30 protein-coding genes are annotated in these 26,454 nt (G+C 42.5%); 8 read left to right on the top strand and 22 right to left on the bottom strand.

All coding sequences use genetic code 11. The features are described from left to right. Window positions 1-17: 17 nt before the first annotated feature. The 9 genes from CD03_RS0105130 to CD03_RS32480 all read right to left on the bottom strand — a co-directional run bounded on the left by CD03_RS0105130 (window position 18) and on the right by CD03_RS32480 (window position 7,027). Window positions 18-908 carry a TIGR03943 family putative permease subunit gene (locus CD03_RS0105130; RefSeq protein WP_027292709.1) on the bottom strand — a complete coding sequence of 297 codons (891 nt, stop codon included), beginning with the start codon at window positions 906-908 and terminating at the stop codon, window positions 18-20. Then, window positions 905-2,467, bottom strand: a complete 1,563-nt coding sequence (locus CD03_RS0105125; RefSeq protein ID WP_027292708.1) for a permease — start codon at window positions 2,465-2,467, stop codon at window positions 905-907. The genes CD03_RS0105130 and CD03_RS0105125 overlap by 4 nt, the downstream gene beginning before the upstream one ends. 14 nt (window positions 2,468-2,481) lie before the next feature. Then, the gene (locus CD03_RS0105120) at window positions 2,482-3,282 is read right to left on the bottom strand and encodes a metal ABC transporter permease (protein ID WP_027292707.1); all 801 of its coding nucleotides are present in this window, start codon (window positions 3,280-3,282) and stop codon (window positions 2,482-2,484) included. Further along, complete coding sequence (locus CD03_RS0105115) at window positions 3,279-3,941, bottom strand: metal ABC transporter ATP-binding protein (RefSeq protein ID WP_027292706.1); 663 nt, start codon at window positions 3,939-3,941, stop codon at window positions 3,279-3,281. Before CD03_RS0105115 ends, CD03_RS0105120 begins: the two co-directional genes overlap by 4 nt. 45 nt (window positions 3,942-3,986) lie before the next feature. After that, window positions 3,987-4,937, bottom strand: a complete 951-nt coding sequence (locus CD03_RS0105110; RefSeq protein ID WP_442969720.1) for a metal ABC transporter substrate-binding protein — start codon at window positions 4,935-4,937, stop codon at window positions 3,987-3,989. A 211-nt stretch (window positions 4,938-5,148) separates the two neighbouring features. Then, entirely contained in the window at window positions 5,149-5,472 is a 324-nt protein-coding gene (locus tag CD03_RS32485; protein ID WP_052377675.1) for a hypothetical protein, read from the bottom strand. A 42-nt stretch (window positions 5,473-5,514) separates the two neighbouring features. Then, window positions 5,515-5,919, bottom strand: a complete 405-nt coding sequence (locus CD03_RS0105095; protein ID WP_027292704.1) for a Fur family transcriptional regulator — start codon at window positions 5,917-5,919, stop codon at window positions 5,515-5,517. 48 nt (window positions 5,920-5,967) lie between these two features. Then, complete coding sequence (locus tag CD03_RS38795) at window positions 5,968-6,093, bottom strand: hypothetical protein (RefSeq protein ID WP_255348065.1); 126 nt, start codon at window positions 6,091-6,093, stop codon at window positions 5,968-5,970. 34 nt (window positions 6,094-6,127) lie between these two features. Beyond that, window positions 6,128-7,027 (bottom strand): AraC family transcriptional regulator, encoded by a 900-nt coding sequence (locus CD03_RS32480; RefSeq protein ID WP_044288915.1) that lies wholly within the window; start codon window positions 7,025-7,027, stop codon window positions 6,128-6,130. Between the two features lie 166 nt (window positions 7,028-7,193). Here CD03_RS32480 and CD03_RS0105080 point away from each other — a divergent pair, with 166 nt between their 5' ends. The 4 genes from CD03_RS0105080 to CD03_RS0105065 all read left to right on the top strand — a co-directional run bounded on the left by CD03_RS0105080 (window position 7,194) and on the right by CD03_RS0105065 (window position 11,125). Further along, window positions 7,194-7,952 carry a sugar phosphate isomerase/epimerase family protein gene (locus CD03_RS0105080; RefSeq protein ID WP_027292703.1) on the top strand — a complete coding sequence of 253 codons (759 nt, stop codon included), beginning with the start codon at window positions 7,194-7,196 and terminating at the stop codon, window positions 7,950-7,952. Window positions 7,953-8,046: 94 nt separating this feature from the next. After that, the gene (locus CD03_RS0105075) at window positions 8,047-9,219 is read left to right on the top strand and encodes a Gfo/Idh/MocA family protein (RefSeq protein WP_027292702.1); all 1,173 of its coding nucleotides are present in this window, start codon (window positions 8,047-8,049) and stop codon (window positions 9,217-9,219) included. Next, a complete protein-coding gene (locus CD03_RS0105070; protein ID WP_027292701.1) occupies window positions 9,216-10,220 on the top strand; it encodes a Gfo/Idh/MocA family protein in 1,005 nt (334 codons plus the stop codon). Before CD03_RS0105075 ends, CD03_RS0105070 begins: the two co-directional genes overlap by 4 nt. Window positions 10,221-10,282: 62 nt before the next feature. Next, window positions 10,283-11,125 (top strand): sugar phosphate isomerase/epimerase family protein, encoded by an 843-nt coding sequence (locus CD03_RS0105065; protein WP_027292700.1) that lies wholly within the window; start codon window positions 10,283-10,285, stop codon window positions 11,123-11,125. Between the two features lie 160 nt (window positions 11,126-11,285). On the opposite strand, the gene CD03_RS0105060 is transcribed toward CD03_RS0105065, so the two are convergent. The 4 genes from CD03_RS0105060 to CD03_RS37015 all read right to left on the bottom strand — a co-directional run bounded on the left by CD03_RS0105060 (window position 11,286) and on the right by CD03_RS37015 (window position 14,459). After that, complete coding sequence (locus CD03_RS0105060; protein ID WP_027292699.1) at window positions 11,286-11,684, bottom strand: Fur family transcriptional regulator; 399 nt, start codon at window positions 11,682-11,684, stop codon at window positions 11,286-11,288. Window positions 11,685-11,708: 24 nt separating this feature from the next. Beyond that, on the bottom strand, window positions 11,709-13,226 hold the full coding sequence (locus tag CD03_RS0105055) for a catalase (protein WP_027292698.1): 1,518 nt from the start codon (window positions 13,224-13,226) through the stop codon (window positions 11,709-11,711). 187 nt (window positions 13,227-13,413) lie between these two features. Beyond that, window positions 13,414-14,061 carry a hypothetical protein gene (locus tag CD03_RS0105050; RefSeq protein ID WP_027292697.1) on the bottom strand — a complete coding sequence of 216 codons (648 nt, stop codon included), beginning with the start codon at window positions 14,059-14,061 and terminating at the stop codon, window positions 13,414-13,416. 173 nt (window positions 14,062-14,234) lie between these two features. Beyond that, window positions 14,235-14,459, bottom strand: a complete 225-nt coding sequence (locus tag CD03_RS37015; RefSeq protein ID WP_255348068.1) for an EamA family transporter — start codon at window positions 14,457-14,459, stop codon at window positions 14,235-14,237. 10 nt (window positions 14,460-14,469) lie between these two features. On the opposite strand from CD03_RS37015, the gene CD03_RS0105040 reads away from it, so the two are divergent. After that, complete coding sequence (locus CD03_RS0105040; protein WP_027292695.1) at window positions 14,470-14,769, top strand: hypothetical protein; 300 nt, start codon at window positions 14,470-14,472, stop codon at window positions 14,767-14,769. 21 nt (window positions 14,770-14,790) lie between these two features. Next, window positions 14,791-15,099 carry a hypothetical protein gene (locus CD03_RS0105035; protein WP_027292694.1) on the top strand — a complete coding sequence of 103 codons (309 nt, stop codon included), beginning with the start codon at window positions 14,791-14,793 and terminating at the stop codon, window positions 15,097-15,099. On the opposite strand, the gene CD03_RS0105030 is transcribed toward CD03_RS0105035, so the two are convergent. Together CD03_RS0105030 and CD03_RS0105025 are read right to left on the bottom strand one after the other, a co-directional pair. Continuing rightward, a complete protein-coding gene (locus tag CD03_RS0105030; RefSeq protein WP_027292693.1) occupies window positions 15,092-16,288 on the bottom strand; it encodes an MFS transporter in 1,197 nt (398 codons plus the stop codon). The two genes, CD03_RS0105035 and CD03_RS0105030, sit on opposite strands and share 8 nt — an antisense overlap. A 445-nt stretch (window positions 16,289-16,733) precedes the next feature. Further along, the gene (locus CD03_RS0105025) at window positions 16,734-17,651 is read right to left on the bottom strand and encodes a helix-turn-helix transcriptional regulator (RefSeq protein WP_027292692.1); all 918 of its coding nucleotides are present in this window, start codon (window positions 17,649-17,651) and stop codon (window positions 16,734-16,736) included. 72 nt (window positions 17,652-17,723) lie between these two features. Between CD03_RS0105025 and CD03_RS0105020 the strand changes: the two genes are divergently transcribed. After that, entirely contained in the window at window positions 17,724-18,794 is a 1,071-nt protein-coding gene (locus CD03_RS0105020) for a uroporphyrinogen decarboxylase family protein (protein WP_027292691.1), read from the top strand. Between the two features lie 228 nt (window positions 18,795-19,022). On the opposite strand, the gene CD03_RS0105015 is transcribed toward CD03_RS0105020, so the two are convergent. The 4 genes from CD03_RS0105015 to CD03_RS0105000 all read right to left on the bottom strand — a co-directional run bounded on the left by CD03_RS0105015 (window position 19,023) and on the right by CD03_RS0105000 (window position 22,285). Next, window positions 19,023-19,442, bottom strand: coding sequence for a VOC family protein (locus CD03_RS0105015; protein ID WP_242849045.1), 420 nt, complete (start codon window positions 19,440-19,442; stop codon window positions 19,023-19,025). 928 nt (window positions 19,443-20,370) lie between these two features. Then, the gene (locus tag CD03_RS38790; protein WP_255348064.1) at window positions 20,371-20,493 is read right to left on the bottom strand and encodes a hypothetical protein; all 123 of its coding nucleotides are present in this window, start codon (window positions 20,491-20,493) and stop codon (window positions 20,371-20,373) included. A 48-nt stretch (window positions 20,494-20,541) separates the two neighbouring features. Further along, window positions 20,542-21,291 (bottom strand): DUF2087 domain-containing protein, encoded by a 750-nt coding sequence (locus CD03_RS0105005; RefSeq protein ID WP_027292689.1) that lies wholly within the window; start codon window positions 21,289-21,291, stop codon window positions 20,542-20,544. A gap of 253 nt (window positions 21,292-21,544) precedes the next feature. Then, window positions 21,545-22,285, bottom strand: a complete 741-nt coding sequence (locus CD03_RS0105000; RefSeq protein WP_197041626.1) for a hypothetical protein — start codon at window positions 22,283-22,285, stop codon at window positions 21,545-21,547. 116 nt (window positions 22,286-22,401) lie between these two features. Here CD03_RS0105000 and CD03_RS38785 point away from each other — a divergent pair, with 116 nt between their 5' ends. Further along, window positions 22,402-22,533, top strand: a complete 132-nt coding sequence (locus tag CD03_RS38785) for a hypothetical protein (RefSeq protein WP_255348063.1) — start codon at window positions 22,402-22,404, stop codon at window positions 22,531-22,533. Between the two features lie 801 nt (window positions 22,534-23,334). Here the strand turns inward: CD03_RS38785 and CD03_RS32475 are convergent. From CD03_RS32475 to CD03_RS0104980, 3 genes are all read right to left on the bottom strand, one after another. Next, window positions 23,335-23,859, bottom strand: a complete 525-nt coding sequence (locus CD03_RS32475) for a TetR/AcrR family transcriptional regulator (protein ID WP_052377674.1) — start codon at window positions 23,857-23,859, stop codon at window positions 23,335-23,337. Window positions 23,860-24,089: 230 nt separating this feature from the next. After that, window positions 24,090-25,571, bottom strand: a complete 1,482-nt coding sequence (gene xylB / locus CD03_RS0104985; RefSeq protein WP_027292687.1) for a xylulokinase — start codon at window positions 25,569-25,571, stop codon at window positions 24,090-24,092. 41 nt (window positions 25,572-25,612) lie between these two features. Further along, on the bottom strand, window positions 25,613-26,290 hold the full coding sequence (locus CD03_RS0104980; protein WP_027292686.1) for a fructose-6-phosphate aldolase: 678 nt from the start codon (window positions 26,288-26,290) through the stop codon (window positions 25,613-25,615). Window positions 26,291-26,454 lie beyond the last annotated feature (164 nt).

Here is a 26,454-nt window from a genome sequence, read left to right as displayed (position 1 = left end):
GCTACGCCTCATTTCTCTTAACGAACTACTGGATAGACATAATCCTGTTCTGCCTTATCCGCATCTTCTATTCCGGTTACCTGGATTTCAATTCCTTTATCTTTATTATAATGGAAAATTCCCGTTACGGAAACCCATTTATCCTGTTCTAGATTTGACGCATCATCCCAAATGCATATTGGTCCGCAGGGAGAAAGGTCTGCTATGCAGCAGCTCATTAATAACCTGGTCACGGCAAACTCGTTTTCTTCAAAAGACTGATCCCGGTAAACTGTCCCATGCATTGTTATCTGATATCCATCATACTTATCCGAATAATAGCTAAGCTGCAGCAGCCAATTATAAAAATCTTCATCACGAACTGTTATGGTTCTGTTTGCCTCATCCAGACCTGCCGGAACCGGTTGTTTTTGTTTATTTGGCGTAGTTGGTGTGGTATTATCCTGAGCCTCGGTATTAACTTTCGTTTCCGGATTCGTCCCATCTGTAACTGATTTCCCGGCTTTCATATCTGTCTCATCCGTTTCGGACTCTCCTGCATAAGCCTGCCCGTCTTCTGGATTCCCCCCATCTATCATCTTTTCTGACTTTCCCGATCCACCACTTAAATAGCTTCCAACTGCTGCAGCGGACGTAAATGATCCATGGGGAAGCAGTATAATCATTAATGGAATCACCAGAATCAGACATCTGTTCATATTGATCTTATACTTTGGTATGCCTGCCTTCCAGAAACGAGACAGCGCCCAGATCATCATGACAATTCCTGTAAAATACAGAAAAGGCTCCATCCTTGGTGTAACAAAAATAAGATAACTTTTACTGTAAGCCATAGCAAACATCATAACGGAGAACAACAGGTAGCAGGCACCTTCCAGTACCGCTTCATAATTCACGTAACGTTTCATAAAACTACACCGCCTCCTCCCAGCAAACCAAATATCAGAACAATGCCAAAGCAGACAACGAGAGTCGTTAATGCCAGCCTGACTACAAATGACTTCTTAAAATACCCATTTAACATCAGCAGATTCTTAATATCCATCATAGGTCCAAAAACCAGGAAACCCATCATTGGCACAAAGGAAAACGTACCGGACATACTTCTGGCAACCACTGCATCCGAAGAAGAACATAAGGATAACAAAAATGAAAGGGCAATCATAGCCAAAAGCGCAATTGGCAGGCTGATAGTCCCCAGCCCTTTCAGCCAACTCAAATCAGCTACCTGAAATACAGAAGAAATGTAGATTCCGATAATCAAATATTTCCCAACATTAAAAAACTCCATCTGGGAATGTCTGAAAAACAGTTGGACTTTACCAGAAATTCCTTTCTGTACTCCGATCTCTTCGTAACATCCGCAGCTGCAGCAGCCAAAATCCTCAGCCCCTTCTTTTAAGATCTGCTGCGGTCTTTTCAGAAAAAAAGTAAGTCCAATTAAAAACGCACACAGCAGTCCCAACCCCATCCGGTAGATTACAATCCGAATATCCAGGTTAAATGCATAGTAAGTAGACAGCAGTACTACCGGATTGACCACCGGCGCTGCGGCCATAAAACAAATGGCTGCCTGTATGGGAACTCCCTTTTTCAGCAGGCTCTTGAAAACCGGTATAGAAGCGCAGTCGCAGACAGGCAGAAAAAATCCCCCCGCCATCCCAATGAACATTCCAAATATGGGATTTTTCGGAAATACACGCTCCATCCAGCTCTGGGGCAAAAAGACCTGGATTGCCGAAGACAGCAGAACGCCCAGCAATAAAAACGGTACCCCCTGCAGGAATACCCCCATAAAAAGAGTAAGAATGGTGTTGAGTGGCAGCCCTTTTTGTTCCAGAAATGGTGCCGCCAGTATCAGACTCCCTATTACCCCTATGCTGGCAGCCGCCGGAACATAGGGTGCCATTCTTTTTTTCTGAACCGTCTGCTTCATTTCCGGTTGAGAAAGCAGGTGGACTTCCGATCTGGAAATACCGTGAATCTTCTGTTCAAACCTGCTTCTGTCCTCTTTGGTCTCTGCATTGCGAAGAAATGTCAGGTCACTGGCTGCCACCTGAGAAATTGGTGCTTCTCCGGTCTGCCCAAGCAGCATATCCGCCACAGGCACATCTGCAAGATAGATCACTTTTGCGATATGGAAAAGTTCGCCCATCCGAAGCTGCAGAAAAATACGTTCCAATTTTGAAAATGCCTCCATCCCATTCCATTCCACCCAAATTTCATCAAACTTCTGATGCTGCATTATCTGGCAGATTTCATCTGCAATACGTTCAAAGGAATGCTCCAGTTCTTTTTTCGACCAACCAAGAAGCTTGCAGTGCTGCGTGGCATACAATATCTGTTCCCCTTCTTCAAATTGCAGAACCAGTATTTCTTTTCTTCTGCAATGGCGAAGCATCCGGGATATGAATGTTGTTTTGCCGCTATCCAGGAAGCCGGCAACTACATATAAAGGTGTTGTCATAATGCTCCTCCTTCCTATTTTTTTATCAGCGCTTTTCGAAAAACAATAATGACAAACCATATCACTTCCAAAAGTACAATTGTACCTCCCGGTTTCCAACCGGCATAATAGGAAAGTATTAATCCTGCAATTGTTGTTGACACCGCAACGATTACGGCCCACAGAAGGGCTTTTTTATAGCTTCGTCCCATCTGCATTCCGCAGGCTGCCGGCACCACCAGCATGGAAGAAATGATAAGCGCCCCCACCGTACGGGATGCTATCGATATGGTAAGCGCCGTCAAAACAGTAAACACAAAATTAATCCTCTGAACCGGTACACCGGAAATACGCGCTGCATTTTCATCAAACCCTATGTAAAATAATTCTTTATAAAGTAGCAAAACCGTAATCAGCACAATCAGACTGACAACAGTAACCAGTACAAGTTCCTCCCTGCTGATCGCAACAATGCTGCCAAATAAAAAACTGCTGAAATTCGCACTGTTTTTTACAAACCCGGACAATACCCCAGCTAAACCAATACCCCCGGACATAACAATTGCAATAGCCATCTCCGAATAGCGGGGCAGTTTCTTACGGATCCGCTCAATCCCCAGTGCCGCAGCCACGCATACCACTGCCGCACTCAGAACCGGATTGATACCAAAGATCAGGCCTGCTGCCACTCCTGCAAGTGAAGAATGGGAAAGGGCGTCCCCGATCATTGACATTCTCTTAAGCACAATTGTCATCCCAATACACGGGGTTATCAGCGCCAGCAAAATGCCTGCCAAAAAGGCTCTCTGCATAAAACTATATTCCAGTATACTCATTCTCTGATTTTCCCCTCTTTCATCTTAAGTATCCGATGCGCTCCAATACAGTCTGTGGTACTTCCATGGGTAACCAGGAATATCGTAACTTTGCGGCTCAGATTAAGTTCCTTTAACAACCGGTAAAAATTCTTAACTGATTCCGCATCCATCCCTGCAGTGGGTTCATCCAGAACCAACAGCTCCGGATTACCCACTAACGCCCGTGCCAGCATAATTCTTTGCTGCTGCCCTCCGGACAGTTCTCCAATCCGGTTCTTCATAAAACTCTCCATTCCAAGTTCCTCCAATGTTTTGCGTACACGCTCCCGGTGCTTTCTGCCCGGCAAACGAAATCTGCCAATCTGCAGATAAAGACCTGTCAGCATAATTTCTTCCACCGTTGCCGGAAAACTCTGGTTATGGCTAATACTGTTTTGCGGGACATAACCTATGCGGCCACCGGAAAAAACATGGGTTGTTTCCTTTTCGAATATTTCCACTCGCCCTTCCTGGGGCTGTAATTCCCCCAGTAAAAGTTTTAATAGGGTACTTTTTCCACTTCCATTTTCTCCGGTAAGAAGCACATACTCCTCTTCCCCGATTTTTAAACTCAAATTTTTCAGAATCGGTACATCTGCATACCGAAAAGTGATATTATCCATGCTGACTATATTCATGAAGCGTTCCTTCCTTACTATTATTTTTAACTATTTAGCACACTTCTATTTTAAGGCTTCTTCCAGCGTTTTCAGATTGTCCCGCATTACAGAAAAGTAGTCCGCACCCGCCGAAAGCTCCTCATCACTTAATCCTTCCAGCGGATTCAGAACTTCTGTCTTTGCTCCAATTTCGCTTGCAATTGTTTTTGCAACTTTCGGACTTACAAGCTCTTCAAAAAAGATTGTTTTAACATTGTTTTCCCTTGCAAACTGAATAATCTCATTCATTCTTGCCGGGTCCGGCTCGGAATCCGGCAAAAGACCTTCGATCCCAATCTGATTCAGTCCATACGCTTTACAGAGATACCCAAAAGCTTCATGCGCCGCAATCAGGTCTTTGCTTGCTGTTTTTGCAATTCCTTCTCTATACTCCTGATCCAGCTTTATAAATTCCGCTGCATAAGTTTCATAATTTTTTTCATAGTAATCCTTGTTCTCCGGGTCTGTTGCCACAAAAGCATTTTTAATGTTCTCCATCTCCGATTTAGCATTCATCGGATCAAGCCATACATGAGGGTCGCAGCCAGAGGCTTCTTCGGTTTCACCCGAGGTATTTATTTTGCCTTTATCATCGGTTTCACTCTCAGCGTCTGTCTTACCATCCCCCTCATGGCTGTGGGTTTCTTCCATGAGTTTTAATCCTTTCGACGCTTCTACGGTAGTCAGCTTCTGATTATCCAGTGATTCCAATATATTTTCTACCCAATGTTCCATACCGGCACCGTTGTAGACAAACACATCTGCCGTCTCTAATTCTCTGATATCCGTTGCTGCCGGCTCCCAGTCATGAGGCTCTGTTCCTGCCGGTACCATATTGATAACTTCTACTTTTTCCCCGCCTATTTTTTTGGCAAAATCATACATAGGATAGAAACTTGCTATCACTTTTAACTTATCTCCGGCATTTTTTTCATCGGTTTTCCCACTGGCATTGCTGTTTATCTGGTTAGCCATTTCTTTGTTCTCATCTGCCCCTATACTGCTTTGTTTTCCACAACCTGCGCAGCACAAAGAAACCGCCAGCGCAGACAGGATAATGTACACTGATTTTTTCATGATGAAATCCTCCATATTCAATTATAATTTTGGTAATTTGGTAAAATGGGCGCAAAAAAACAAGGTTTCTTTCTGCAAAAAGGCAGAATTCTCCCTTGCGTCCGCTGATTTAATCGTTCAGCCTTACCTTATAAGATATGAGTGTTTTTCTCTGAAAGAATTGATAAAATGACGGTATCATAGCGATAAATGCTGCTACAATACAAACTACGGAAGCAAAACAAATTATAGCACTTCCAATCTGATGAATCAGACTTTCTGCATGCTGTATTTCGGCACACACCGGACAGCTTTCACCTGTACATTGATGATGGATATTTTCTGCAATAAAAAAATTAGAGAGAAATAGAACGCTTAAAACAGCTGCAATCAGAAGAATGGCGGCAGCTTTTTTGTAGACTTCTTGAGTTTTATTATGCAGATTCATCATCATCGTTATTTCTCCCTCCTTTCAGATTGCATTTATTGTTCAGCTTCAGCGGCAATGACTGCAATAGCCATAGAGTGTCGTGTGCTGCTGATCCAGTTCAAAATGATGTTCTCTTAAAATATGGATGGAAAAATCCTCCATACAATCACATTTTAAAGGAACCGTTTGTCCACATTTCAGACAAACCAGTTTCCCATGATTCTGTTTATCTTCATCTCCTATATACCTATATTGAGCAGGGGAACCGTCCATAGATGGAATTTTAGTAACCATCCCTTCCTGGTGCATCCGCTCCAGCATACGATATAAAGTAGTCTGACCTGCATGCATTCCCTCGTTGCGCATATAATCCATAAATTGTTCAACTGTATAGAATTTCTCCTGGTTCGCTTTCAGACATTGCAGGATATTCTCCCTTTGTTTGGTCTGATACTGACCGCGTTCCCCCACCGTGTTTTCCTCTTTTCTTCAAATATGAATTTGAAAATCATTTTCATTTTATAGTAGATTGTATATTTTGTCAACTGCTATTGCTTTGGAAAGGTTAGAAAATACCAGTTCTGCGGCCAGCTGACGGAGTCCATACAAGTTTCCCACTCCAATCTTGACCTGCACCATCTCCATCTACAAAGCGTCCCCTTCTCAGCTAAACTGCTTCCTACTTTTTCACCATAATACTTTCTGCAGTATGCGGATCAATGATACCGCTCACAGGCGGAAGCACTCCCCTGTCCCTAAGTGGAGAATGTCCAAGGATTCTTTTATAAGCACGATAAAAAGCGGAATAATCTGCAAATCCTGAGGCGGCCGCCGCATCAGCTGCGCTGCACCCGTTAATCAGCAGCTGCTGGGCAAAGATCACCCGCTTTTGCACCAGGTAATCAAAAACCGTAGTCCCAACTGCCTTGCGGAAAACTCTGTTCAAATAATGTTTGCTCAGCAAAAATTTCTCAGCTAGATTATCCAGCGTAATTTCCTCTGAAAGATGGCGATTCAGATAAATTAAGATCTTTGTTGCCAGGTCATTGTCCAGATTATGCCCATGAACTCCGCTTTCTTTACCGATTATGGCAACAATACGGCCAAGAACGGCTTCCATACCTATGGGGATTAGCTGTTCCTGAAGTCCGGACGGGCTTTTCACATATTCACAGAGTGCCTGCAGGCAGGCATCCAGTTGAAATTGTCTTACATTTTCAAAATATATTTTCTGTTTTGGATTTTTCTCAAAAGCTTGAAATACCGATAATAATAGCCTTCGATGTTCCATGGAGATAATATCCGGATGAAAATGAAGCGCATATCTCCGGTAATGGCTGTCGGAATTAATTTTTACTCCATGAAATACATGGGGCGACAGCAAAAGAAGGCTGTGGGAAGTAAGGCAATATCGCTGTCCTTCCACCAGGTAGTCCGCTTCTCCTTCTACAAAGTAAAAAATCTCGTAATAATTGTGACAATGCAGATCATACTGATCCGTCATATACTGTGTATCACTATAGCCGACATTGATCAGTTCCAGATAACGGCTGTCCTGTTCTTTTTCATTTTCTGGCATTTTATAACCTCCCTCAACCGTAACATAAAAATACTATAAAACATCAGAGCGATATTTGCAATATAATCGACTCTGCAGGCAATGGTATTTTCATTATAAATAGGCTATAGTTTCTTCAAAGCTCCGGTAAACAAAAATAAAAACACCGGACAGAAAGGATATTATTATGATAACAGGAGCACAGCTTTATACCGTCAGAGATTATATCCAAACGGAAAAAGATTTCACATTTACAATTAAGAAAATATCAGCTATGGGCTACACGACTGTGCAGATATCTGCGATCGGCAAGGATATTCCTGCTGAGCGGATACGGGAGGTGTGTGATGAAGCAGGTGTGGAGGTCGTTTTAACCCATAATAGTGCTGACCGGATTCTATATGATACGGATGCACTGATTGCAGAACACAATCTGATGGGCTGTAACTATATCGGGCTGGGCTGTATGCCGGACAAATACCGCAGTACAGACTGGATTTCTCATTTTGCCGATGATTTTCTGGAACCTGCTAAAAAAATTGCTGCTGCCGGAAAACTCTTTATGTACCATAACCACAACTTTGAATTTGAAAAACTGGGACAGAAGCGTATCCTGGAATATCTTGTGGAAGCCTTTGCGCCGGATGAACTGGGCATTACGCTGGATACTTACTGGGTCCAGGCTGCAGGCGGTGACGTATGCCACTGGATTACGAAATTAAAAGACCGTATTCCCTGCGTCCACCTGAAAGATATGGCAGTTGATCATGGTACTGCTGTCATGGCACCGGTAATGGAAGGAAACCTAAACTTCACTCAGATTCTGCAAACCCTTGAACATACAAACTGCAAATATCTGCTGGTGGAACAGGATATCTGCCAGACCGGTCCCTTTGACTGCCTGCAGAAAAGCTATGACAATCTTGCTGCTGCAGGTTACCGTTAAAACAATCATCCCGGGGCGTGTCTGGAAAATCATTTTATCACTCTGACACATCCCAACCTCCGTAAGAAGTGAAAAATAAAATGAGGAATAGAATATGGATAAAATAAAACTTGGAATTATCGGAATTGGAAATATGGGCAGCGTTCACGCTGTTTCGCTGATTGAGGGAAATATCCCTGAACTGGAATTAACCGCAGTAGCCGATATACGGGAATCCAGAAGGCGCTGGGCAAAAGAACAGCTTCCTAACAATGTACAGATCTTTTCAGATGGAGACAGCCTGATGGAAGACGGATGCTGTGATGCCGTACTGATCGCTGTCCCCCACTATGACCATCCGCGTTTTGTCATAAACGCATTTGCCCATGGACTTCATGCCATATGTGAAAAGCCGGCGGGTGTATACACGCTGCAGGTACGTAAAATGAATGAAGCGGCAGCCAAAACTGACCGGGTATTCGGCATGATGTTTAACCAGCGCACCAATCCTGTGTACCGTAAGATATATGAAATGGTGCACAGCCAAAAATATGGTGCATTGAAAAGAGTGAACTGGATTATAACCGACTGGTACCGGACCCAGGCATATTATAATTCCGGTGGCTGGCGCGCCACATGGGCAGGGGAAGGCGGCGGCGTTCTGATTAACCAATGTCCCCACAACCTGGACCTTCTGCAATGGATCTGCGGAATGCCTGCAAAGGTACACGCATTCTGCCACATTGGAAAATGGCATGATATTGAAGTCGAAGATGATGTAACCGCATATATGGAGTTCCCAAATGGAGCCACCGGCGTATTTGTAACTACAACGGGGGATGCTCCTGGTACCAACCGTCTGGAAATCACCCTTGAAAAAGGAAAAATAGTCTGTGAAAATAATGTTTTACGCTTTTACGAACTGGATTGCAGCGAACGGGAATACTGCTTTACTACCCTGGAAGGCTTCCGGCCTCCAGACGGACACTGGACCGAAATAGTTACAGAAGGCGAAAATCTACAGCATACAGGCGTCTTAAGAGCATTTGCCGCAAACATTTTAAGAGGGGAGCCCCTGGTGGCAAACGGCGAAGAAGGCATAAACGGTCTTGCACTTTCCAATGCTATGTACCTATCCGGCTGGCTGGGCAAAACAGTGGAACTTCCAATAGATGAGAATCTGTTCCTGGAAAAATTAAATGAGCTGCGCGCGAATTCTAAGATGAAAGAAGTGCAGGAAATAACATTTAATACAGAAGGAACTTACGGTTCGGGGGGAAAACCATGAGAGCGGCTATAGTAGGATGCGGCAGTATTGCCCACGTCCACGCAGAAAGCATCTCCCGGTTAAGCGATATCACCCTGACTGCATTTGCTGATATCATCGGGGAGCGGGCACAGGATTTCAGGAACCGCTACGGTGGAAATGCCTATTCCTCACTGGAAGAAATGCTGGCAAAGGAAAAACCGGATGTGCTGCATATCTGTACACCCCATTATTTACATGTACCAATGATGCTGTATGCACTTAAGCACGGAATACACGTCTTTTCAGAAAAACCACCGGTAATCTCAAAAGATCAGCTGGATGAACTGCTCTCTCTCCATACAGAAAAGTATATGGGATTTTGCTTTCAGAACCGTTATAATCCCAGCATCCGCCTGGTAAAAAAACTGCTGGAGTCAAAAGCTGCCGGAAATGTCATAGGTGCAAGAGGAATCGTTACCTGGGAAAGGGATGCATCCTACTACAACGAAAGCGGCTGGAGGGGGAAACAAGACACAGAAGGAGGCGGTGCGCTGATCAACCAGGCCATCCACACCATGGATCTGCTGGCTTATCTGCTGGGGACACCGCTAAGTGTAGATGCCGGAATGCACAATCATCATTTAAAAGGGGTGATTGAAGTAGAGGATACACTGGAGGCATATATCCGTTTTCCAGATGCAAGTGCTGTCTTCTATGCAACCACTGCTTACTGCGAAAATGTCCCTCCACTGATCGAACTGTCCTGTGAAGACAGAACCATTCGGATTGAAGACCACGCGGTCACTTATTACTACCGGGATGGGCGCATAGAAACTCCCAAACTTTCCTCCGTGGAAGCACTGGGGAAAAGCTACTGGGGAAGCGGGCACGTGAGCTGTATAGCAGATTTTTATAAATCCCTCTGTGAAAACAGCCGGTTTAGCCTGGATCTTCCGGGAACACTGGATACCATCCGTCTGATGCTTGCTTCTTATGAATCCGCCCGAACTCAGAAAGAAATTTTTCTCTTAGATAACTAAGTGAAAACTATATAACATACTCAAATAGTATTTAACACGTTGGAATAGAAAGGATTACAAATATGTTGAAAAATGCAAAGATATCCTGTTTCGCTGACGAAATTGACACAGACCTGAAAAAACAGATGAGGCTTTTGAGAGAATTAGATATACAATTTATAGAATTCCGTAGTGCCAATCACAAAGGCATTGCAGATTATACCCTTGCAGAAGCGTTAAAAGTCAGGAAAGAACTGGATCATAACAGTATTGCTGTTTCTGCCATCGGCTCACCCATAGGGAAAATACATATCACTGATGATTTCACTTCACACTTTAAACAATTTCAGCATATAGCAGAACTGGCTGATATTTTTGAGACTCCTTATATCCGGATGTTCAGCTTCTATCTCCCCAAAGATGGCGCGCCCCAGACCCATAGGTATGAGGTCCTGAAACGCATGGATCTGATGGTGAATTACGCTGCAAAGAAAAATCTGATATTGCTTCATGAAAACGAAAAAGGGATCTACGGCGATACTGCCTCACGCTGTTTGGATTTGATGAAACAATTCTACGGACCGTATTTCGGTGCCACCTATGATTTTGCCAACTTTATACAATGCGGGCAGGACACCCAGGAAGCTTACGAAATGCTGAAACCATATATTGTGTATCTTCATATCAAAGATGCCATACAGGCTACCGGGGAAATTGTTCCAGCCGGCAAAGGAGACGGACATATCTCTTCTATCCTGAAACAACTGGATCAGTGTGGATACAGCGGATATATCAGTCTGGAACCTCATCTTGCGGACTTTGATGCCCTGAAATCACTGGAACAGGAAGGGCAGCAAAGAGGGAGGACAGATGGAGCCGAGGCATTCCGAATGGCCTATCAGGCATTAATGAGCATCATACAGTAACTTGCCCCGCCCAAAGACATCGTACATTTTTCTAACTTCATACGTTTGATCTCATGTGGTGTGATATACTATGCTTTTTGAGAAATATGATATTTGTTGTAATAAACAGCCTTTAAATACAGGAAATAGGCAGGGAATCAATCTTCCCTGCCTACGTTTTCTAATCCTTATTAAGTATTGACTTCTGACAGTCGCAACATATGCCATCAAATACAGTGCGGTGGCGCATTACAATATAACTGGTCTGCTCTTGGACTGTAGTATCCAGATGTTCGTTATAAGAAAGCGGCAGATCTGTTATATTTCCGCATTTCGTACAGATTATATGATAGTGGTAATCCAGCCGACAGTCAAACCGGTCTGCACTTGGCACTTTAACTTGTAGAATCTCTCCGGATTCAGTCAGGAGATTTAGGTTGCGGTATACGGTTCCACGGCTGATTTTATCATCCTTTTCCCGTGCCTCCAGGTAGATTTCATCTGCACTTGGATGGTCATGGTGAGATCTGACAATTTGTAACACAAGTTCACGCTGTCTGGTATTTCTTTGCTGTTTCATAAAACACACCTAACAAATTATATTTTACTCCATTATAGGTGAAATCGTTGCCTGATTCAAGCTTTTATTGTCCAATTTTGCAAGCTTTTTGACCTTGTCCATTGATAAACCTGCAGCCTCAGTAAAACGTTCGCCATATTCCGGATCTGCCAGATAGCAGTGAACGGCATGACGGTACTTAATATTAGGGGTAACGCTTGCAATATCATCTGCCGTATTCTGTATCAGGATTTGCTTTTTTTCTTCTGTCAGAACCCGCCATAAGTCACCACCTGCACGGAAACAATCATCCGTGGGATCGTCCTTTGGATCATAACGGTACATAGCACCTTCCAGAGAAAGCTCAGGTTCCATGACCTCAGGCTGTGCAGTCCAAACCCCGGCACTGTTAGGAGTATAAGCAGGAGCTCCCCCATAATTTCCATCTGTACGCATGGCACCATCCCTATGATATTCATTTACCTCCACTTTTGCGCGGTTTACCGGGATATGATTATGGTTTACCCCCAGACGGTAGCGCTGTGCATCTCCATAAGCAAAAAGTCTTCCTTGTAAGAATCGGTCCGGACTAAATCCTATACCCGGTACCACATGCGCAGGGGCAAATGCAGCCTGCTCAACCTCAGCAAAATAATTATCCGCATTTCGGTTTAATTCCAGCTCTCCCACTTCAATAAGCGGGTATTCCGCGTGTCTCCAGATCTTAGTGATATCAAATGGATTTTCATAGTGGTTTGCGGCCTGTTCTTCTGTCATAATCTGGACATACATGGTCCATTTGGGAAAATCACCTTCTTCAATGGCATCATACAAATCTTTCCCGTGATATTCCCGGTCCAAGCTATTAACTTTTGCGGCTTCTTCATTTGAAAAATTCTTTATACCCTGCTGCGTTTTAAAATGAAATTTGCACCATACACGTTCATTTTTTTCGTTGTATAGAGAAAATGTATGCTCGCCAAAAAAGTGCATATTCCGGAAAGAAGCTGGAATTCCGCGATCGCTCATAACTATCGTTATCTGATGGAAGCATTCCGGAAGGAGGGTCCAGAAATCCCAGTTATTTTGTGCAGAGCGGCGCCCTGTGCGGGGATCTCTTTTGACTGCACGGTTCAAGTCAGAGAAATTATGAACATCCCTGATGAAAAAAGTGGGGGTATTATTCCCAACCAGATCCCAATTACCTTCTTCGGTGTAGAACTTCGTGGCAACACCTCGTATATCACGCTCACAGTCTGCCGCTCCACGTTCTCCGGCTACCGTGGAAAAACGGGTAAAAGTTTCTGTTACAGCGCCAGGCTGTAATACCTTTGCTTTGGTATACCTGGAAATATCATGGGTTACTGTAAATTTCCCATAAGCCCCCCAGCCCTTTGCGTGCATGCGGCGTTCCGGAATTACTTCACGGTTAAAATGTGCCATTTTCTCCATCAACCATACATCCTGCATCATCACTGGTCCTCTTGAACCGGCGGTGATTGAAACTTCATTATCGGCTACCGGAGCGCCGACCTCGTTTGTCAAATTTTTATGTTCATTCATAGCAAAACTCCTTTCAATTATTATATATGTGATGTGTTAATGAGTATCTTTCTGAACAGCTGCTGCCTTACTTAAATTTTGGTTTTTCGGGTACCAGCCCTTTTCCACCTATCCACCCCTCCTTTTTCTCCCTGTTAATAGAACGATAGCGGGATAAATAATTATGTATTCGAAAGATTATTATCCCCTACAGAAATAAGCACATGCCGATAATCCAGAGGTAGCATCCTGTTTTGGGCAGCATCAGCATTCCGATCTTAGGGTTACGGTTTGCAAAAAGAACAACCGGAAGATAAAAGGAAAAGCTTAATAAAATGGCAAGCCACATATAATGGACACTTGCTATCACATTTCGATTCACAAAAAAGAGTATAGACACCATAAGGCCCATAACAAAGAAAGGAATGTTGCGATAAATTCCCCACTTCACCGGAGGTTGGGCATCTGTCCAACGGTTCCACGGAAGTAAACAAAGTGCTATGCGCAGAACAGCCAAGACATAGATTATATAGTTCCAGAATGGTAAAACCGAAATATTGCTTATCTGCAGTCCTATCTGCCAAAGCAGAAGGTAAAATACAGTCATAGAAACAGAGGTAATCTGCTTACCACGCCCCAATGCAGTTCGCCGGGCTTTTTCATTTTTAGAAATGATAACCCTGATACGGGGAAGAAGATGAAAAGAATCTCCAATTACCAATATCAAAGCCATAATTCCAGCCAGCATATGCAATTTGGAAGCAGATACCATAAGCAGAAAAATCCCCATTATTAAGGCTGAAAGCAGGTACAATATATCAAAAGCAATTTCAATCTTTCCAAAAACTCGTTTCATTATAATTCTCCTATCTTCCAAATAAAACAGTAATAGTACTTAGTACTAATAATAGCCGATTATATGATCCGTGTCAAGGAATTTTATTCCAAATGATGGAAATATGTAAAAGATACCCGTCTATGCCTATGAATTTGAAGAATCTTGTTTTTCGTTAAAATGCAGGCAGGAAATCAAAATCCCCCCAATAATACACCCCAGTCCAACCATATGTTCCCCATAACAGTTTCTTTCAAAACAACCGCCGACAATACAATACTGCTGACCGGAACCATACTGGTAAAGACTGCCGCATTGCTGGCGGGAATTTTTTCTATTCCTTTAAACCAGAACACATAAGAGAGAATCGAAACGAAAAAACCGTAATAAATCACGCAAATAACAGAGGAAAGATCTATTCTTGTCCTAATGTTTGCAGAAGGCTATCTGGAAGGACACCAGGGATCCGGCACGATTGTAGCATACGGCATTCAGGAGTTAAAAAAACCGCTGAATCATGCAGGTATAGCTGGGAATCCAAGCAAAAATAAGTTAAATCAGACAGATAATATAAATACTATAGGGAATAGAAATAAGACAGACAAAACAGCTAATACAGAGTCAATAGAGGATTCAGGAAAAGTTCATCATAAGGAAAAATATAAGAATACCGGAATATTACAGAACACTGGCAAATTTTTAGAATACTGGAAAATTTCAAAACACTGAAGAATTTCAGAATACTGGAAAATGAAAAAGTACTATCACAAAAACCGAAATCATCTGATCCGGGAATTAACGGATCAATTTGCCAGTGAGTTTAAAATCCTCGGGCAGGCTGCCGGACTGCATATGGTAGTCCGGTTTCATAACACAACCTTTTCCAGGGATCTGGTACAGGAAATAGCACATCAGGGCGTCCGCATATACCCGATTGAAAATTATCTGCTGGAACACTCCGGCTGCAATCATGCCAGCGAAATACTTATGGGTTACTCTCATTTGAGTTTTGAAAATATTGCAGAGGGCGTCCATATTCTTAGGAAAGTCATTACCTAGACGATGCATATTTTTTTGCAACAATTTTATTTAACCGCTCGGACATAACCAGCATCAAAATTGCAAAAATACTTAAATATAATGGAAATATACTAATGTTGATAGCGGAAGCAAGAAAACCAAAAAGCGGCGGCATAATCGTTGTACCCACGTAGGCGCTTGCCATTTGGATCCCGATAATCCCCTGTGAATTTTCTCTGCCAAAATTAAAAGGTGTTGAATGGATAATAGCCGGATACGTGGGAGCACATCCCAGGCCCGTAATAATTAATCCAATCATTGCAAAAAACGTTCCTTCTACCGGCAGGGCAACGAAAATGATTCCTAACAATGAAAGCAAAATACCAAAACGGATTAGTAACTTATCTCCTAATTTATCTGCTATAAATCCACAGAGAAATCTCCCCGCTGTGATACCAAGACAAAACAGAGAGGCAAACCTTGCTGCAATACTCACGTCCAGTCCCCTATGCTGCACCAGATAACTGCTTGCCCATAACATTGCCGTCTGTTCCAGCGCACAATATGAGAAAAATGTTACCAGAACCAGGGGAACCCCTTTCATTTTTAAAATCTGCGCAAACCCCAGGGGTCTGGATGAAACTTCCTTATCAAGTTCCGCATGTTGTATATGATCTGTATTTCCCCTCTTCCAAAGCGGCAGGCTGATAAAGAGAATTACAGTTAATATAATCTGCACGATACTGACCACACGATAACCACTGTGCCATCCATGGCCACCCGTAAGGCAAAAACTCATTATGTACGGGCTGACAGCCGCCCCAACTCCCCAGAAGCAATGCAGCCAGCTCATATGGCGTGATGCATAGTGCAGGGCAACATAGTTATTCAGTGCTGCATCTACCGCTCCTGCTCCCAGTCCATACGGAACCGCCCATAAACACAGCAAAATAAAAGAATTCGATACCGAAAATCCAAACAGCGCCATGGCTGTTAAAAATACACTGAATGCCGTAACTAATCCGGCTCCAAATTTCCTGGTAAGCCTGTCTGACAGAAGGCTTGAGACAATTGTCCCACAGGCTATAATCATCGTAATGATTCCCGCGTATGAAAAAGGAACTCCCAATTCTGACTGCATCACTGGCCATGCAGAACCTACCAGGGAATCCGGCAGTCCCAGACTGATAAATGCAACATAAATAATCACTAGTAAAAATGAAAACATAGCAAACTCTCCAACTCTATATGATAGCGCCTGTTTTGGAATCCAAATACATGATTGGAATTTAATACAAATCAAAACCTTCACCTGCACAATCTGATAATGCCAGGAGAAAATCTCACCACTTAAAAATCACTAAGGATTCTGCGCCGCATAGAATATTATTATAATGTCTGTAATTAACTTTTCATATAATAAAAATGTCATTTTATATGAATATTATGTCATATTCACATGTAAAGGCTCACATGTCCCTCAACATGTTACTCACATGTTGAAAATGTACTGCAATCCAACATAATATCAAAAACGGAGATACATATTTTTTATCCATTAGTTCATAAAGTTTAAATTTACCGTTAATGTTCTCTATTTCAAATATTGACTCATAAGATTGTTTTGAACAGGAGCCATAAGCCAATTATAAACTGTTAAATCTAGCTATTATTCACAAATTCAAATGATTCTTCCGAAACTCCTGCGGTGATATATTGCAGTGCTTCTTAAATGCTTTAGAATATGAAAATCCATCTGCAAAATTACATAAAAGTGCTATTTCATTTAAATTCTTCCCGGTGTCTAACAGCAGGGTCTTTGAATAATTAATCCGGCTGTCAATCTGATATGCTCCCGGGGAAATCCCGTACATATCCTTAAATTTTTTCCGAAATCTGTCATAAGACATGCCGATACAATCCGACACCTCTCTGGCATTTAAAAAGCGTGGCTTCCTCTGGCAGAGCAATTCCTCTGCCTTCTGCATCTTCACAAATTCCCTGCCATCCACATATGAATTTCTGGCACTTCGAAACATCTCGATTGCAAATTCCTGACTGTAAAGATACAAAACCGACAGCTGCTCTTCCGGCAGTTTCCGGAAACATTCCATTAAATAATTGCACTTTTGAAAAGTATGAGGGGTCAGTCCCGGATAAATCACAGGTGTATCCGAAATTAGTTTCAGATCTCTTAAATTCTCATAAGTTTTTTTGCCAAAACAAACAAAAAACTCCAGCCATTTTCCATCCGGATTTACCATGGTTGTATGCATCCTGCCCGGCAGCCTCTGTATGTAAGCTCCCGGTTCCAGATCATATTCATATCCCTCTGAATCCGTATAACTCCCCGATCCGTCCAGCAGCAAAAATGCACCATAGTGTTCAAAGACAAGACCACTTTGAGAAAAACCTGCATTTGGTTTATGCAGGAAACCACAGCTTAAAACGCCGTCCTGGGGACTGTGGGTAATATTATAATGCATCGTTTGATTGCGGTACAACCGCTCCGGTATTTTCATCTCCTTCGTCCTTTCTATTTCCAAAAATGACATGCCCTGACCAATAATTCCATTCATATTCTTAATCATATATGCTAACATGTGGATAAGTCAATAACGAAAAAGAAAAATATTGTGAAAGGAATATAAACAGGTGCTGATATGACAAAAAGAGAAAACTTAATCGCTATGCTAAAGGGTAAACCTTACCAGGAGGTGCCCGTAGAATTTAATTTATGCCCGGAACTAGTGGCGACCTATCATGAAAAAACAGGAAGTGACCTGAGCTATATGGAGTACTTCCAGATGCCCTGGCGCTATGTGGATGATATCACCATCAAAGAAAATCCGGAACAGTTTCTTAAATATTATCCCTACGGATTGAAAGAAGGATCTAAAATCGATGTATGGGGAATTGCACATGAACCAGGCAGTGCCGCTGCCAAGCATATGACAAGAATGCGCTATCCGCTTAGTCTGACAGAGGATTTGGAAGAAATTAAGGACTACCCTTTTCCCGATTTCGCTGCAGGCAATGCATCCCATCAGCCAGAACAGGTTAAAGCAATCCATAAACAGGGACTGGCTGCTGTAGGCAGTATGCAGGTGACTATCTGGGAAACATCCTGGTACATCCGGGGTATGGAAAATCTCATGTCTGATATGATCTGTGATCCAGAAATTGCTTCTTTCATTTTTGACAAAGTCACGGCACAGGCGCAGATTCGTGCCAGGTCTTTTGCCCTGGCAGGTGTGGATATCATTTACCTGGGTGACGATATTGGGATGCAGCACACCCAGATGATGAGTGAAGATCTCTATTGCGAATGGATTTTACCGCGCCTGAAGAAAGTAATTCAGACAATCCGTTCCGTTAATCCGGAAATTATTATATTTTACCACAGCTGTGGGTATGTTACCCCTTTTATCCCCTATCTGATCGAAGCAGGAATTGATGTTCTGAATCCTATTCAAAGCGAATGCATGGACTTTCAGGAAATTTTTCAAAAATATGGCGGGAAGATTGGATTCCATGGCACCATTGGGACCCAGACCACCATGCCCTTTGCCTCCCCGAAGGAAGTGAAAGCAACCGCCATCCATTTACTGGATATTGCCGGCAAAACCGGCAGGCTCTTTTTGGCACCTACCCATATGCTGGAGCCGGAGGTACCCTGGGAAAATATCACGGCATATGTAGAAGCATGCAGAAATTATACTCTGCAATTTTAGTATATTTTTAAAAGCATTGTCGGCTACAGTGGTTACCTTTTAGGTATTATCGGATATTATAATTAGGCTTTTTTGCTTAAATGTATCGTTTTTTTAACTTCAGGCAAAATATCTCTTACGACACCAGTAAAAAATGCAAAAAAGAATCGTTTAGTCTGACTGCGTGCTAAAAATCACGTTCAGACAAAACGACTCTTTTTTATTTTTCTTTTATTTTCTTTTTTCCCATTAATCCTCTCGGTAAGTGTCCAGACAGAACGGATGCCCCGCAGGATCAAACAGCGTTCTGGAATCCTCGAAAAATATCTCTTCCGCCAGCCTTGCTCCACAAAGCACAGCATAGCTGATTGCTTCTTCCAAGTCTTCCACTTCTAGATCAAAGTGTATCATTTGTCCCTGTTTTCCAGCTTTCCACGGCCAGACCGGAGATTCATACCCCTCAACCTCCTGAAATGCCATCACATTTCCCTGGGAAGAGGTGATGGCAGACGTCCCATTCTGCGCCGGATGCGAGAGATTCCATCCAAGCAGTCTGCTATAAAATTCCGAAAGTACTTTAGCGCCTCCCATACCACAGTCCATCACAATAGGCCCCATTTTAATATTGGGTCTGTTTTTCTCCATATCAGATTCTTTTAATAGTTCCATACTGATCTCCTCTTTGATTTTTTATTCATATATGATCTCTACTACATATTTTTACTTAAATGAATTCTCAACCACACTCTTGTGTGTCATTACTTGAACTTGAGACTCACTCCAGGTTTATTATATTTGGGTTTAGCTGAGGAAGGGGACGCTTTGTAGATTGAAGTAGTGTGAGGAAAGAGAAGGGGGCGGACCATGGCAGGCGTTTGGAAGGCTTACCGCAGAACTGGCATTTTCTAACCTTCCCAGAGCGTTTTTTGGCGGCACGCGGGCATTCGCTCCGAAATCCTGATGCATTTCGCAGCTCACTGCCCGCTTAGTATCCGATGGGAGCCAGTCGGATACTATCCGCCAAAAAACACTCCGGCAAGGTAAGTAAATGCTCAGATCTGCTATACGCCTTCCAAACGCCTGCCATGGTCCGCCCCCTTCTCTTTCCGGGATGCAGTTTATTGATACAAAGCTGGTTTTCTCAGCATGGGGGCTCTGGGGTTGTGGTATGCCGGACGTTATTGGCTTAGATCACATATAAACCAATAAACTAGCTGGATATTATCACTGTGAACTGTCTCTAAATTCTACTACAGTATATTTGTGGTTATAGTACCTACATCCGGTTAAGTCTGTGATCAGGAAAGCAGGTAAAATTTCGTCTTATCATCCCCCTTTCACACTGAACTGCCGTAACACACTCTGCTGCATCCAAAAACGAACAGACCGTCACAACCCAAGGGTCTCCACCAGGCTGAGAAAACCAGCTTTGTGGCAGTAAACTGAATCTCGGAAAGATAGGTGTGGGAAACTGGTATGGGCGGAGGAAGCGTAGAGCAGATCTGAGTATTTTCTAACCTTTCCGAAGCGCTTTTTGGCGGATAGTATTCGACTGGCTCCCATCGGATACTAAGCGGGTACTGAACCGAGAAATGCATCAGGATTTCTCGGTGAATACCCGCGTGCCGCCAAAAATCGCTTCGGAAAGGTTAGAAAATACCAGTTCTGCGGCCAGCTGACGGAGCCCATGCCAGTTTCCCACACCCATCTTTCCGTACACTACCTACATCTACAAAGCGTCTTAATCAGCTAAACCCAAATTAAACAATTAAATTGTGAGCCAGTATTCCGCTCCGTCTTTCGTTCTTTCCATAAACCCATACATAACCAAATAGCGCCGTAAGGTCATATAATCTTCAAAGACCGGCTTCAATATCTCATTTACCTCTTTCTCGCTATAATGCTTTCCCCGATCAAATTCTTCTGCTATTTTTCCTAAAATAACAATCTTTTTCTTTTCTTTTGGGGAGAAGTTTTTTAATACTAAAGGTGAAAGTGTTTTGAAAGATGTTTCTAAAATGTGTCGCTTTTCCTGTTCTGTTATCAGATACCGGTCATCTACGTAGATTGCTTTGTCGTGAATGGGAATAAAGGCATTCTCATTTTCAGCATGTTCTTCAAACACCTGTTCATAAATAGCAAGATATAATCTTGCCTGTTTTGCTTTTTCCCGAAATGTAAATCTCTGGCGTCTGACCGTAGAATCGGAAATACCGGATTTTTTTGCAATTTCACCGTCTGTCAATCCCGCATAAAATAACGTCATAAGTTCTCTTTGATTTTTCGTTAATGTATTGTACTTCGTGTCTGAATTTACCAGCTGAGCAAAGTTACTCTCATGCTCTGCTGCAATATGTTTTGCCACCGCGTGTTCCGCCACATAAAAATGACCTCCAATTGAAAAAATCTGCCCTTCCTGGAAAGTCTGATCACAATAAATACAGACATAGGCATCTTTTTCTTTGTCAAACTGATATCCCTTTTTTATCTCTTCCAATGTGAGTTTACCGTAATCCATAATTCCCTCCTGTTCTCTTTTTTATAAACTAAATATAACATTGTTTATAGAAATTGTAAACATTTTTTATTTTACTATAATTATATTTCCAGAACAATGAATTGCAGAATGCAGAACAAGCCTATAACTACTGTTACAGACTTGGCTTGATTTAAATCTTAATCTTAAATTTTAATCTTTCATCTTAATCTTAAATCTTTATCCTAAATCTTTATCTTAGACCTTTATCTTAGATCTTTATCAATTGAGTCTATCACAATTCATCATTTTGCTGATCAATCATCCACTCTATCCAATTAGAAAATTCCGTTGCAAGATGTTTTTCATGTTCTCGGATGATACCTTTTGGACAAATTGCGGGGAATTCTACTAATAACCGTACCTTTACTCCTGCCCGCGTATTTTTAAACTGGTGCCGCACACCGCCTATGACAGTACCGTCCCGTAACTTTGCTATTCCCACGGATTGATGAGAGTATTTTTTATTTCGAGGTTCTCTGATTCCCTGTTCATTTCCAAATGTTATAAAGAATTGCACAGGTACAGGTGCATTACCCGTAGTCTCTATCACCTCAAGTGTACCATTTTTATCTGGTTTCAAAACGTAGTGATCCGGGCATGCGGATAAATTAACCTTACGATACTTTCCCTTTGGCTGCAGCATTAATTCATCTAGAAATTCACTTAACTTTTCAGCTGTGATACCATCAATATAGATGATCGTAAGTGCATGACGGCGTCTGCTGCCGGAGATTCTGCCTGCAAATTTCATTGCAATTTCCCCAATTTTTAATTTCCTTCTAAGTATCCGTATCATATCCTGATAGGAATATTGCATTTTTTTGTCCGTTAATAACTTATTCATTTCATCCGCATCATTCATAAAAGGTAAGTCTAGTTTCAAATTACGGATAACTTTTTTTATTCTCTTTAATTTCCATGCGTCCAGTTCTGCTTTTAATATTACTTTACCATCTATCACAATCTTCATCATCCCGGATCCTCCTATTTATATCCTATTACGTTTGAACGTGTCTGAAACAGCCTTGTACTACAGCGTACAATTTTATCTTACATTTGGGTTTAGCTGAGGAAGGGGACGCTTTGTAGATGGAAGTAGTGCGCGAAAAGATGGGTGTGGGAAACTGGCATGGGCTCCGTCAGCTGGCCGCAGAACTGGTATTTTCTAACCTTTCCGAAGCGATTTTTGGCGGCACGCGGGTATTCACCGAGAAATCCTGATGCATTTCTCGGTTCAGTACCCGCTTAGTATCCGATGGGAGCCAGTCGAATACTATCCGCCAAAAAACACTTCGAAAATGTAAGTAAAATACTCAGCTCTGCTCTACGCTTCCTCCGCCCATACCAGTTTCCCACACCCATCTTTCCGAGATTCAGTTTACTGCCACAAAGCTGGTTTTCTCAGCCGAGTCGAGACCCCGTGGCTGTGACCAGCTGTTCGTTTTTGGATTCAGCAGAGTGTGTTGCGGCAGTTCAGTATGAATTGGGAGAAATAAGTTTAATTTTACTTGCTTTCCTATCACAGAAGTAACTGGATGTAAGTACTATAACCATAAATATACTGTATTAGAATGAAGAATCCCACTACAGTGATAAGATCAAGCTGCTTTCAGCCAATCACGTCCAGCATGCCACAACCCCAGGGTCACACCATGCTGAGAAAACCAGCTTTGTATCAATAAACTGCATCCCGGAAAGAGAAGGGGGCGGACCATGGCAGGCGTTTGGAAGGCGTATAGCAGATCTGAGCATTTACTTACCTTGCCGGAGTGTTTTTTGGCGGATAGTATTCGACTGGCTCCCATCGGATACTAAGCGGGCAGTGAGCTGCGAAATGCATCAGGATTTCGGAGCGAATGCCCGCGTGCCGCCAAAAAGCGCTCTGGGAAGGTTAGAAAATGCCAGTTCTGCGTTAAGCCTTCCAAACGCCTGCCATGGTCCGCCCCCTTCTCTTTTCGCGCACTACTTCCATCTACAAAGCGTCCCCTTCCTCAGCTAAACCCCAATATAATAAACCTGCTTCTACCTAAAACCAATAACTCTCAGTATATATTTTTTTAATTCAGAAAAGGATGCCGCATTTATTTCCAGAGAAGGATCAAATATACTAGACATACCATTTACGACAAAGGCTGCTGCCAGCTCCGTGTCTTTTACATCAAAAAGTGCTTCCTCACAGCCTTGATCAATGAAATTACGGACGGATTCCCTCATTTTTTCTGTAATTTTATCTGATAAAACAGAATGTCTTTCTGAATGAAAAACACGGTCTGTTCGGTACGGTAACATCTTTTGGCTGTATTTACAAAATGCATCTAACAAAGAATCCACTTTTTCTGTAACCGTTAAGCCTTCCTTTTTGAAAATATGATCAAAAGAGCAAAAGCTTTTTTCCACATAATAATTTAATGCTTCGTCAAGAAAATCATCTTTTGACTTAAAATAATAATAAAATAACCCAATGGCGACATTTGCTTTTTCCACCACTTGCTGAACACTGATTCCTTTTACACCACTTTCCATATAAAGAGCTATCCCAATTTCCAAAAGCTCTTGCCTGCGTATTTCCGGTCTCTTGCTTATCCTTGTAATAATATCATCTCCTCTAAACTGAATATAGTTCAATTATATCACTGAATTTAATTCAGTCAAGTGATTTTAAAATTTTATATAAAGAAAAATAGTATAAAAATTTTCTTACCATAAACAATAGGCGGTTTTGAAATAGTAATCTCAAAACCGCCTTCACAGTATAACGTATTAAATTTATGATACTATCATTCGTGAGCTTTAAAAAAAGGTAAAAGCCCCTGATAAGCCAATTCAAATCTTTGTTTTACAAAACGATACACGTTCTCTTTTTCTTTGTCTGCCTGATATCTTTGACGGATGTGCAGAAATTTTTCCACTTCGTCAAAACTCTGAAACACCCCGGCACCAACACCGGCGATCATAGCCGCTCCAATGGAGGTCGCTTCTTCAACATGATCCGGAACCTGAAAATCTACCTGCATAACATCAGCCAGTATCCCTGCATTTACTGGGCTTTTGGCTCCGCCTCCGGTCAGTATCATCGTATCAACGGACATTTTCCTGCGGTATGCCTTTAAAATCAATTCCAGATTCATTGCTATGCCTTCCATCGAAGCTCGGACATAATCATCCTTCTTATGCTCCGGATGAATCCCTAGATACGCTCCGCTGGTGTCGGAATTCCACCTGGGGCTTCTTTCACCCAGAAGGTAAGGCAGGAAAATCAATCCTTTTGCACCTGCCGGGGAACGTTTCATCCGTTCATCCAGCAAGTCATAGTCCTCTCCGTCACAAATTACGCTGCGGACATATGAATAAGCACTTCCTGCTGCCTGCATTGTCCCGCATGGCATGTATTTTCCTGGAATTACATGGGCAAAACAGAACAATATTTTCTCTTCGTCTGCAAAGGGAACCGAAGAAGTCCCGCCAATCCAGGCAGAGGTACCAAAGGTGGTAAACAATTCTCCATCCTTTACACATCCTGCCCCTACTGAGGAACAGGGTCCGTCTCCGCCTCCACAGATTACAAGCGTATGCTCTCCCAGTCCACAGGCAGAAGATGCAATTGCCGTTACTTTTCCGGCAATGTCCGTAGAGTTATGTAATTCCGGAAATTTATCACCGTCTATCTCTGCTGCCCCCAATATTTCCCTGGACCATTCCATTTTTTTCAGGTCCATCGCCTGGGTGCCGGAACCGTCGGAATAATCCGTGACAAATTTTCCGGTCAGGCGGAATATAATGTAGTCTTTTGCCTGAAGTACTTTATAAGTTTTCTGATAGATATCCGGCTCATGTTTTTTCAGCCACATAAGCTTTTCAATGGTGTAGCTTGGACTGACTCTGTGCCCGGTCAGTTCATAGATGCGGTCTGCACCCAGTCTTTCTTCCAATAAGGCCGCTTCCTTCACGGCTCTATGATCCGCCCAGATAATCGAATTCCGAAGGGGATTCCCCTGCTCATCTACCGGAAGGCATCCCTGCATCTGGGCACTAAAAGAAACTGCCAAAACCTGCTCAGGGTGAATACCTTCCAGAATCTCTCCGGTTGCCTTACAAAAAGCATTCCACCAGTCCAGAGGATTTTGCTCTGCCCGCTTATCTCCGGAGAAATCCACGTCATAGGAAACCACCGCACTTCGAATCATCTCTCCTTCTGCAGTAAACAGCGTTGCTTTATCTCCCGATGTCCCAAGATCATGGGCAATCAAATACTGTTTCATAAAGTCCACCTTCCTTCCTGCTTTCATACGAAACATTTTCTCTACAGATCAGTAAGAGAAACATCTCCCCTGACTGCCACCCAGTCTGCTTTAAAGTCATCCACTGCCTTCTTCACTGCCGCCATTTCAAAAGAACTGTGCATCAGCATTGGCTGTACCGTAGCCGCATGTGCACCAACTGTAAAAGCACGGTTCACCTGGCGGATATTCTTAAAGCTGGCTGCAAGAATCTTACAGGAAGATTGATTTTCGTCAATCATCTGACGGAAATCTGCAATCGTTTCTTCAAAATCAACATCCAGATTTTCCATACGGTTGCAATAGGGTGCAATGAAATCCGCTCCGGCCATAATTGCCATAAATCCTTGGATCTTTGTATAAATAGCAGTAGCAGTGACGCCGATTCCCTTGGATTTTAACATCATCATTGCTTTTAATCCCTCTTCTGTAGTCGGGATTTTTATAAATACTTTATCATCCACATTTTTCAAAACTGCCTCTGCTTCTTTTAGCATCCCATCTGCATCTTCCGCAAGTACCTGTACATGGAGAGACTTTTCCATGCCAATAACTTTCCTGATTTCACGAAGGGTACCGTACAGATCCACATTCCCCTCTGCCTTAAGTATACTGGGATTGCTGGTAACCCCTGTTATTGGATAATACTGGCTGTACTTTTTAATCTCATCTAAATTGGCTGTATCAAATAATAGTTCCATACTGATCTCCTCTTTCTTTTTCTATAAGAGGATTATAATTTTTTTTCTAAGGTTTGTCAACACCATATTTACTAATGAAACTATTTTTTATTTCTTTCGTAAGTTTTAATTACTTTCTATAATTACATTGTCCCCCTGTCTTTCAGTTCTTTTGATACCACCAT

It is taken from the genome of Robinsoniella sp. KNHs210 (assembly GCF_000686105.1).
GTDB lineage: Bacteria > Bacillota > Clostridia > Lachnospirales > Lachnospiraceae > Robinsoniella > Robinsoniella peoriensis.
Note: the sequence above shows the minus strand (reverse complement) of the source record. Positions and strands in the feature narration are given on the sequence as shown.

What these genes read in the sequence shown, in the direction of transcription:
- CD03_RS0105130 (WP_027292709.1), bottom strand. Translation starts at nt 908, where the DNA reads ATGAAACGTTACGTGAATTATGAAGCGGTACTGGAAGGTGCCTGCTAC.
- CD03_RS0105125 (WP_027292708.1), bottom strand. Translation starts at nt 2,467, where the DNA reads ATGACAACACCTTTATATGTAGTTGCCGGCTTCCTGGATAGCGGCAAA.
- CD03_RS0105120 (WP_027292707.1), bottom strand. Translation starts at nt 3,282, where the DNA reads ATGAGTATACTGGAATATAGTTTTATGCAGAGAGCCTTTTTGGCAGGC.
- CD03_RS0105115 (WP_027292706.1), bottom strand. Translation starts at nt 3,941, where the DNA reads ATGAATATAGTCAGCATGGATAATATCACTTTTCGGTATGCAGATGTA.
- CD03_RS0105110 (WP_442969720.1), bottom strand. Translation starts at nt 4,937, where the DNA reads ATGGCTAACCAGATAAACAGCAATGCCAGTGGGAAAACCGATGAAAAA.
- CD03_RS32485 (WP_052377675.1), bottom strand. Translation starts at nt 5,472, where the DNA reads ATGATGATGAATCTGCATAATAAAACTCAAGAAGTCTACAAAAAAGCT.
- CD03_RS38795 (WP_255348065.1), bottom strand. Translation starts at nt 6,093, where the DNA reads ATGGAGATGGTGCAGGTCAAGATTGGAGTGGGAAACTTGTATGGACTC.
- CD03_RS32480 (WP_044288915.1), bottom strand. Translation starts at nt 7,027, where the DNA reads ATGCCAGAAAATGAAAAAGAACAGGACAGCCGTTATCTGGAACTGATC.
- CD03_RS0105080 (WP_027292703.1), top strand. Translation starts at nt 7,194, where the DNA reads ATGATAACAGGAGCACAGCTTTATACCGTCAGAGATTATATCCAAACG.
- CD03_RS0105075 (WP_027292702.1), top strand. Translation starts at nt 8,047, where the DNA reads ATGGATAAAATAAAACTTGGAATTATCGGAATTGGAAATATGGGCAGC.
- CD03_RS0105070 (WP_027292701.1), top strand. Translation starts at nt 9,216, where the DNA reads ATGAGAGCGGCTATAGTAGGATGCGGCAGTATTGCCCACGTCCACGCA.
- CD03_RS0105065 (WP_027292700.1), top strand. Translation starts at nt 10,283, where the DNA reads ATGTTGAAAAATGCAAAGATATCCTGTTTCGCTGACGAAATTGACACA.
- CD03_RS0105060 (WP_027292699.1), bottom strand. Translation starts at nt 11,684, where the DNA reads ATGAAACAGCAAAGAAATACCAGACAGCGTGAACTTGTGTTACAAATT.
- CD03_RS0105055 (WP_027292698.1), bottom strand. Translation starts at nt 13,226, where the DNA reads ATGAATGAACATAAAAATTTGACAAACGAGGTCGGCGCTCCGGTAGCC.
- CD03_RS0105050 (WP_027292697.1), bottom strand. Translation starts at nt 14,061, where the DNA reads ATGAAACGAGTTTTTGGAAAGATTGAAATTGCTTTTGATATATTGTAC.
- CD03_RS0105040 (WP_027292695.1), top strand. Translation starts at nt 14,470, where the DNA reads ATGTTTGCAGAAGGCTATCTGGAAGGACACCAGGGATCCGGCACGATT.
- CD03_RS0105035 (WP_027292694.1), top strand. Translation starts at nt 14,791, where the DNA reads ATGAAAAAGTACTATCACAAAAACCGAAATCATCTGATCCGGGAATTA.
- CD03_RS0105030 (WP_027292693.1), bottom strand. Translation starts at nt 16,288, where the DNA reads ATGTTTTCATTTTTACTAGTGATTATTTATGTTGCATTTATCAGTCTG.
- CD03_RS0105025 (WP_027292692.1), bottom strand. Translation starts at nt 17,651, where the DNA reads ATGATTAAGAATATGAATGGAATTATTGGTCAGGGCATGTCATTTTTG.
- CD03_RS0105020 (WP_027292691.1), top strand. Translation starts at nt 17,724, where the DNA reads ATGACAAAAAGAGAAAACTTAATCGCTATGCTAAAGGGTAAACCTTAC.
- CD03_RS0105015 (WP_242849045.1), bottom strand. Translation starts at nt 19,442, where the DNA reads ATGGAACTATTAAAAGAATCTGATATGGAGAAAAACAGACCCAATATT.
- CD03_RS0105005 (WP_027292689.1), bottom strand. Translation starts at nt 21,291, where the DNA reads ATGGATTACGGTAAACTCACATTGGAAGAGATAAAAAAGGGATATCAG.
- CD03_RS0105000 (WP_197041626.1), bottom strand. Translation starts at nt 22,285, where the DNA reads ATGATGAAGATTGTGATAGATGGTAAAGTAATATTAAAAGCAGAACTG.
- CD03_RS38785 (WP_255348063.1), top strand. Translation starts at nt 22,402, where the DNA reads ATGGAAGTAGTGCGCGAAAAGATGGGTGTGGGAAACTGGCATGGGCTC.
- xylB (WP_027292687.1), bottom strand. Translation starts at nt 25,571, where the DNA reads ATGAAACAGTATTTGATTGCCCATGATCTTGGGACATCGGGAGATAAA.
- CD03_RS0104980 (WP_027292686.1), bottom strand. Translation starts at nt 26,290, where the DNA reads ATGGAACTATTATTTGATACAGCCAATTTAGATGAGATTAAAAAGTAC.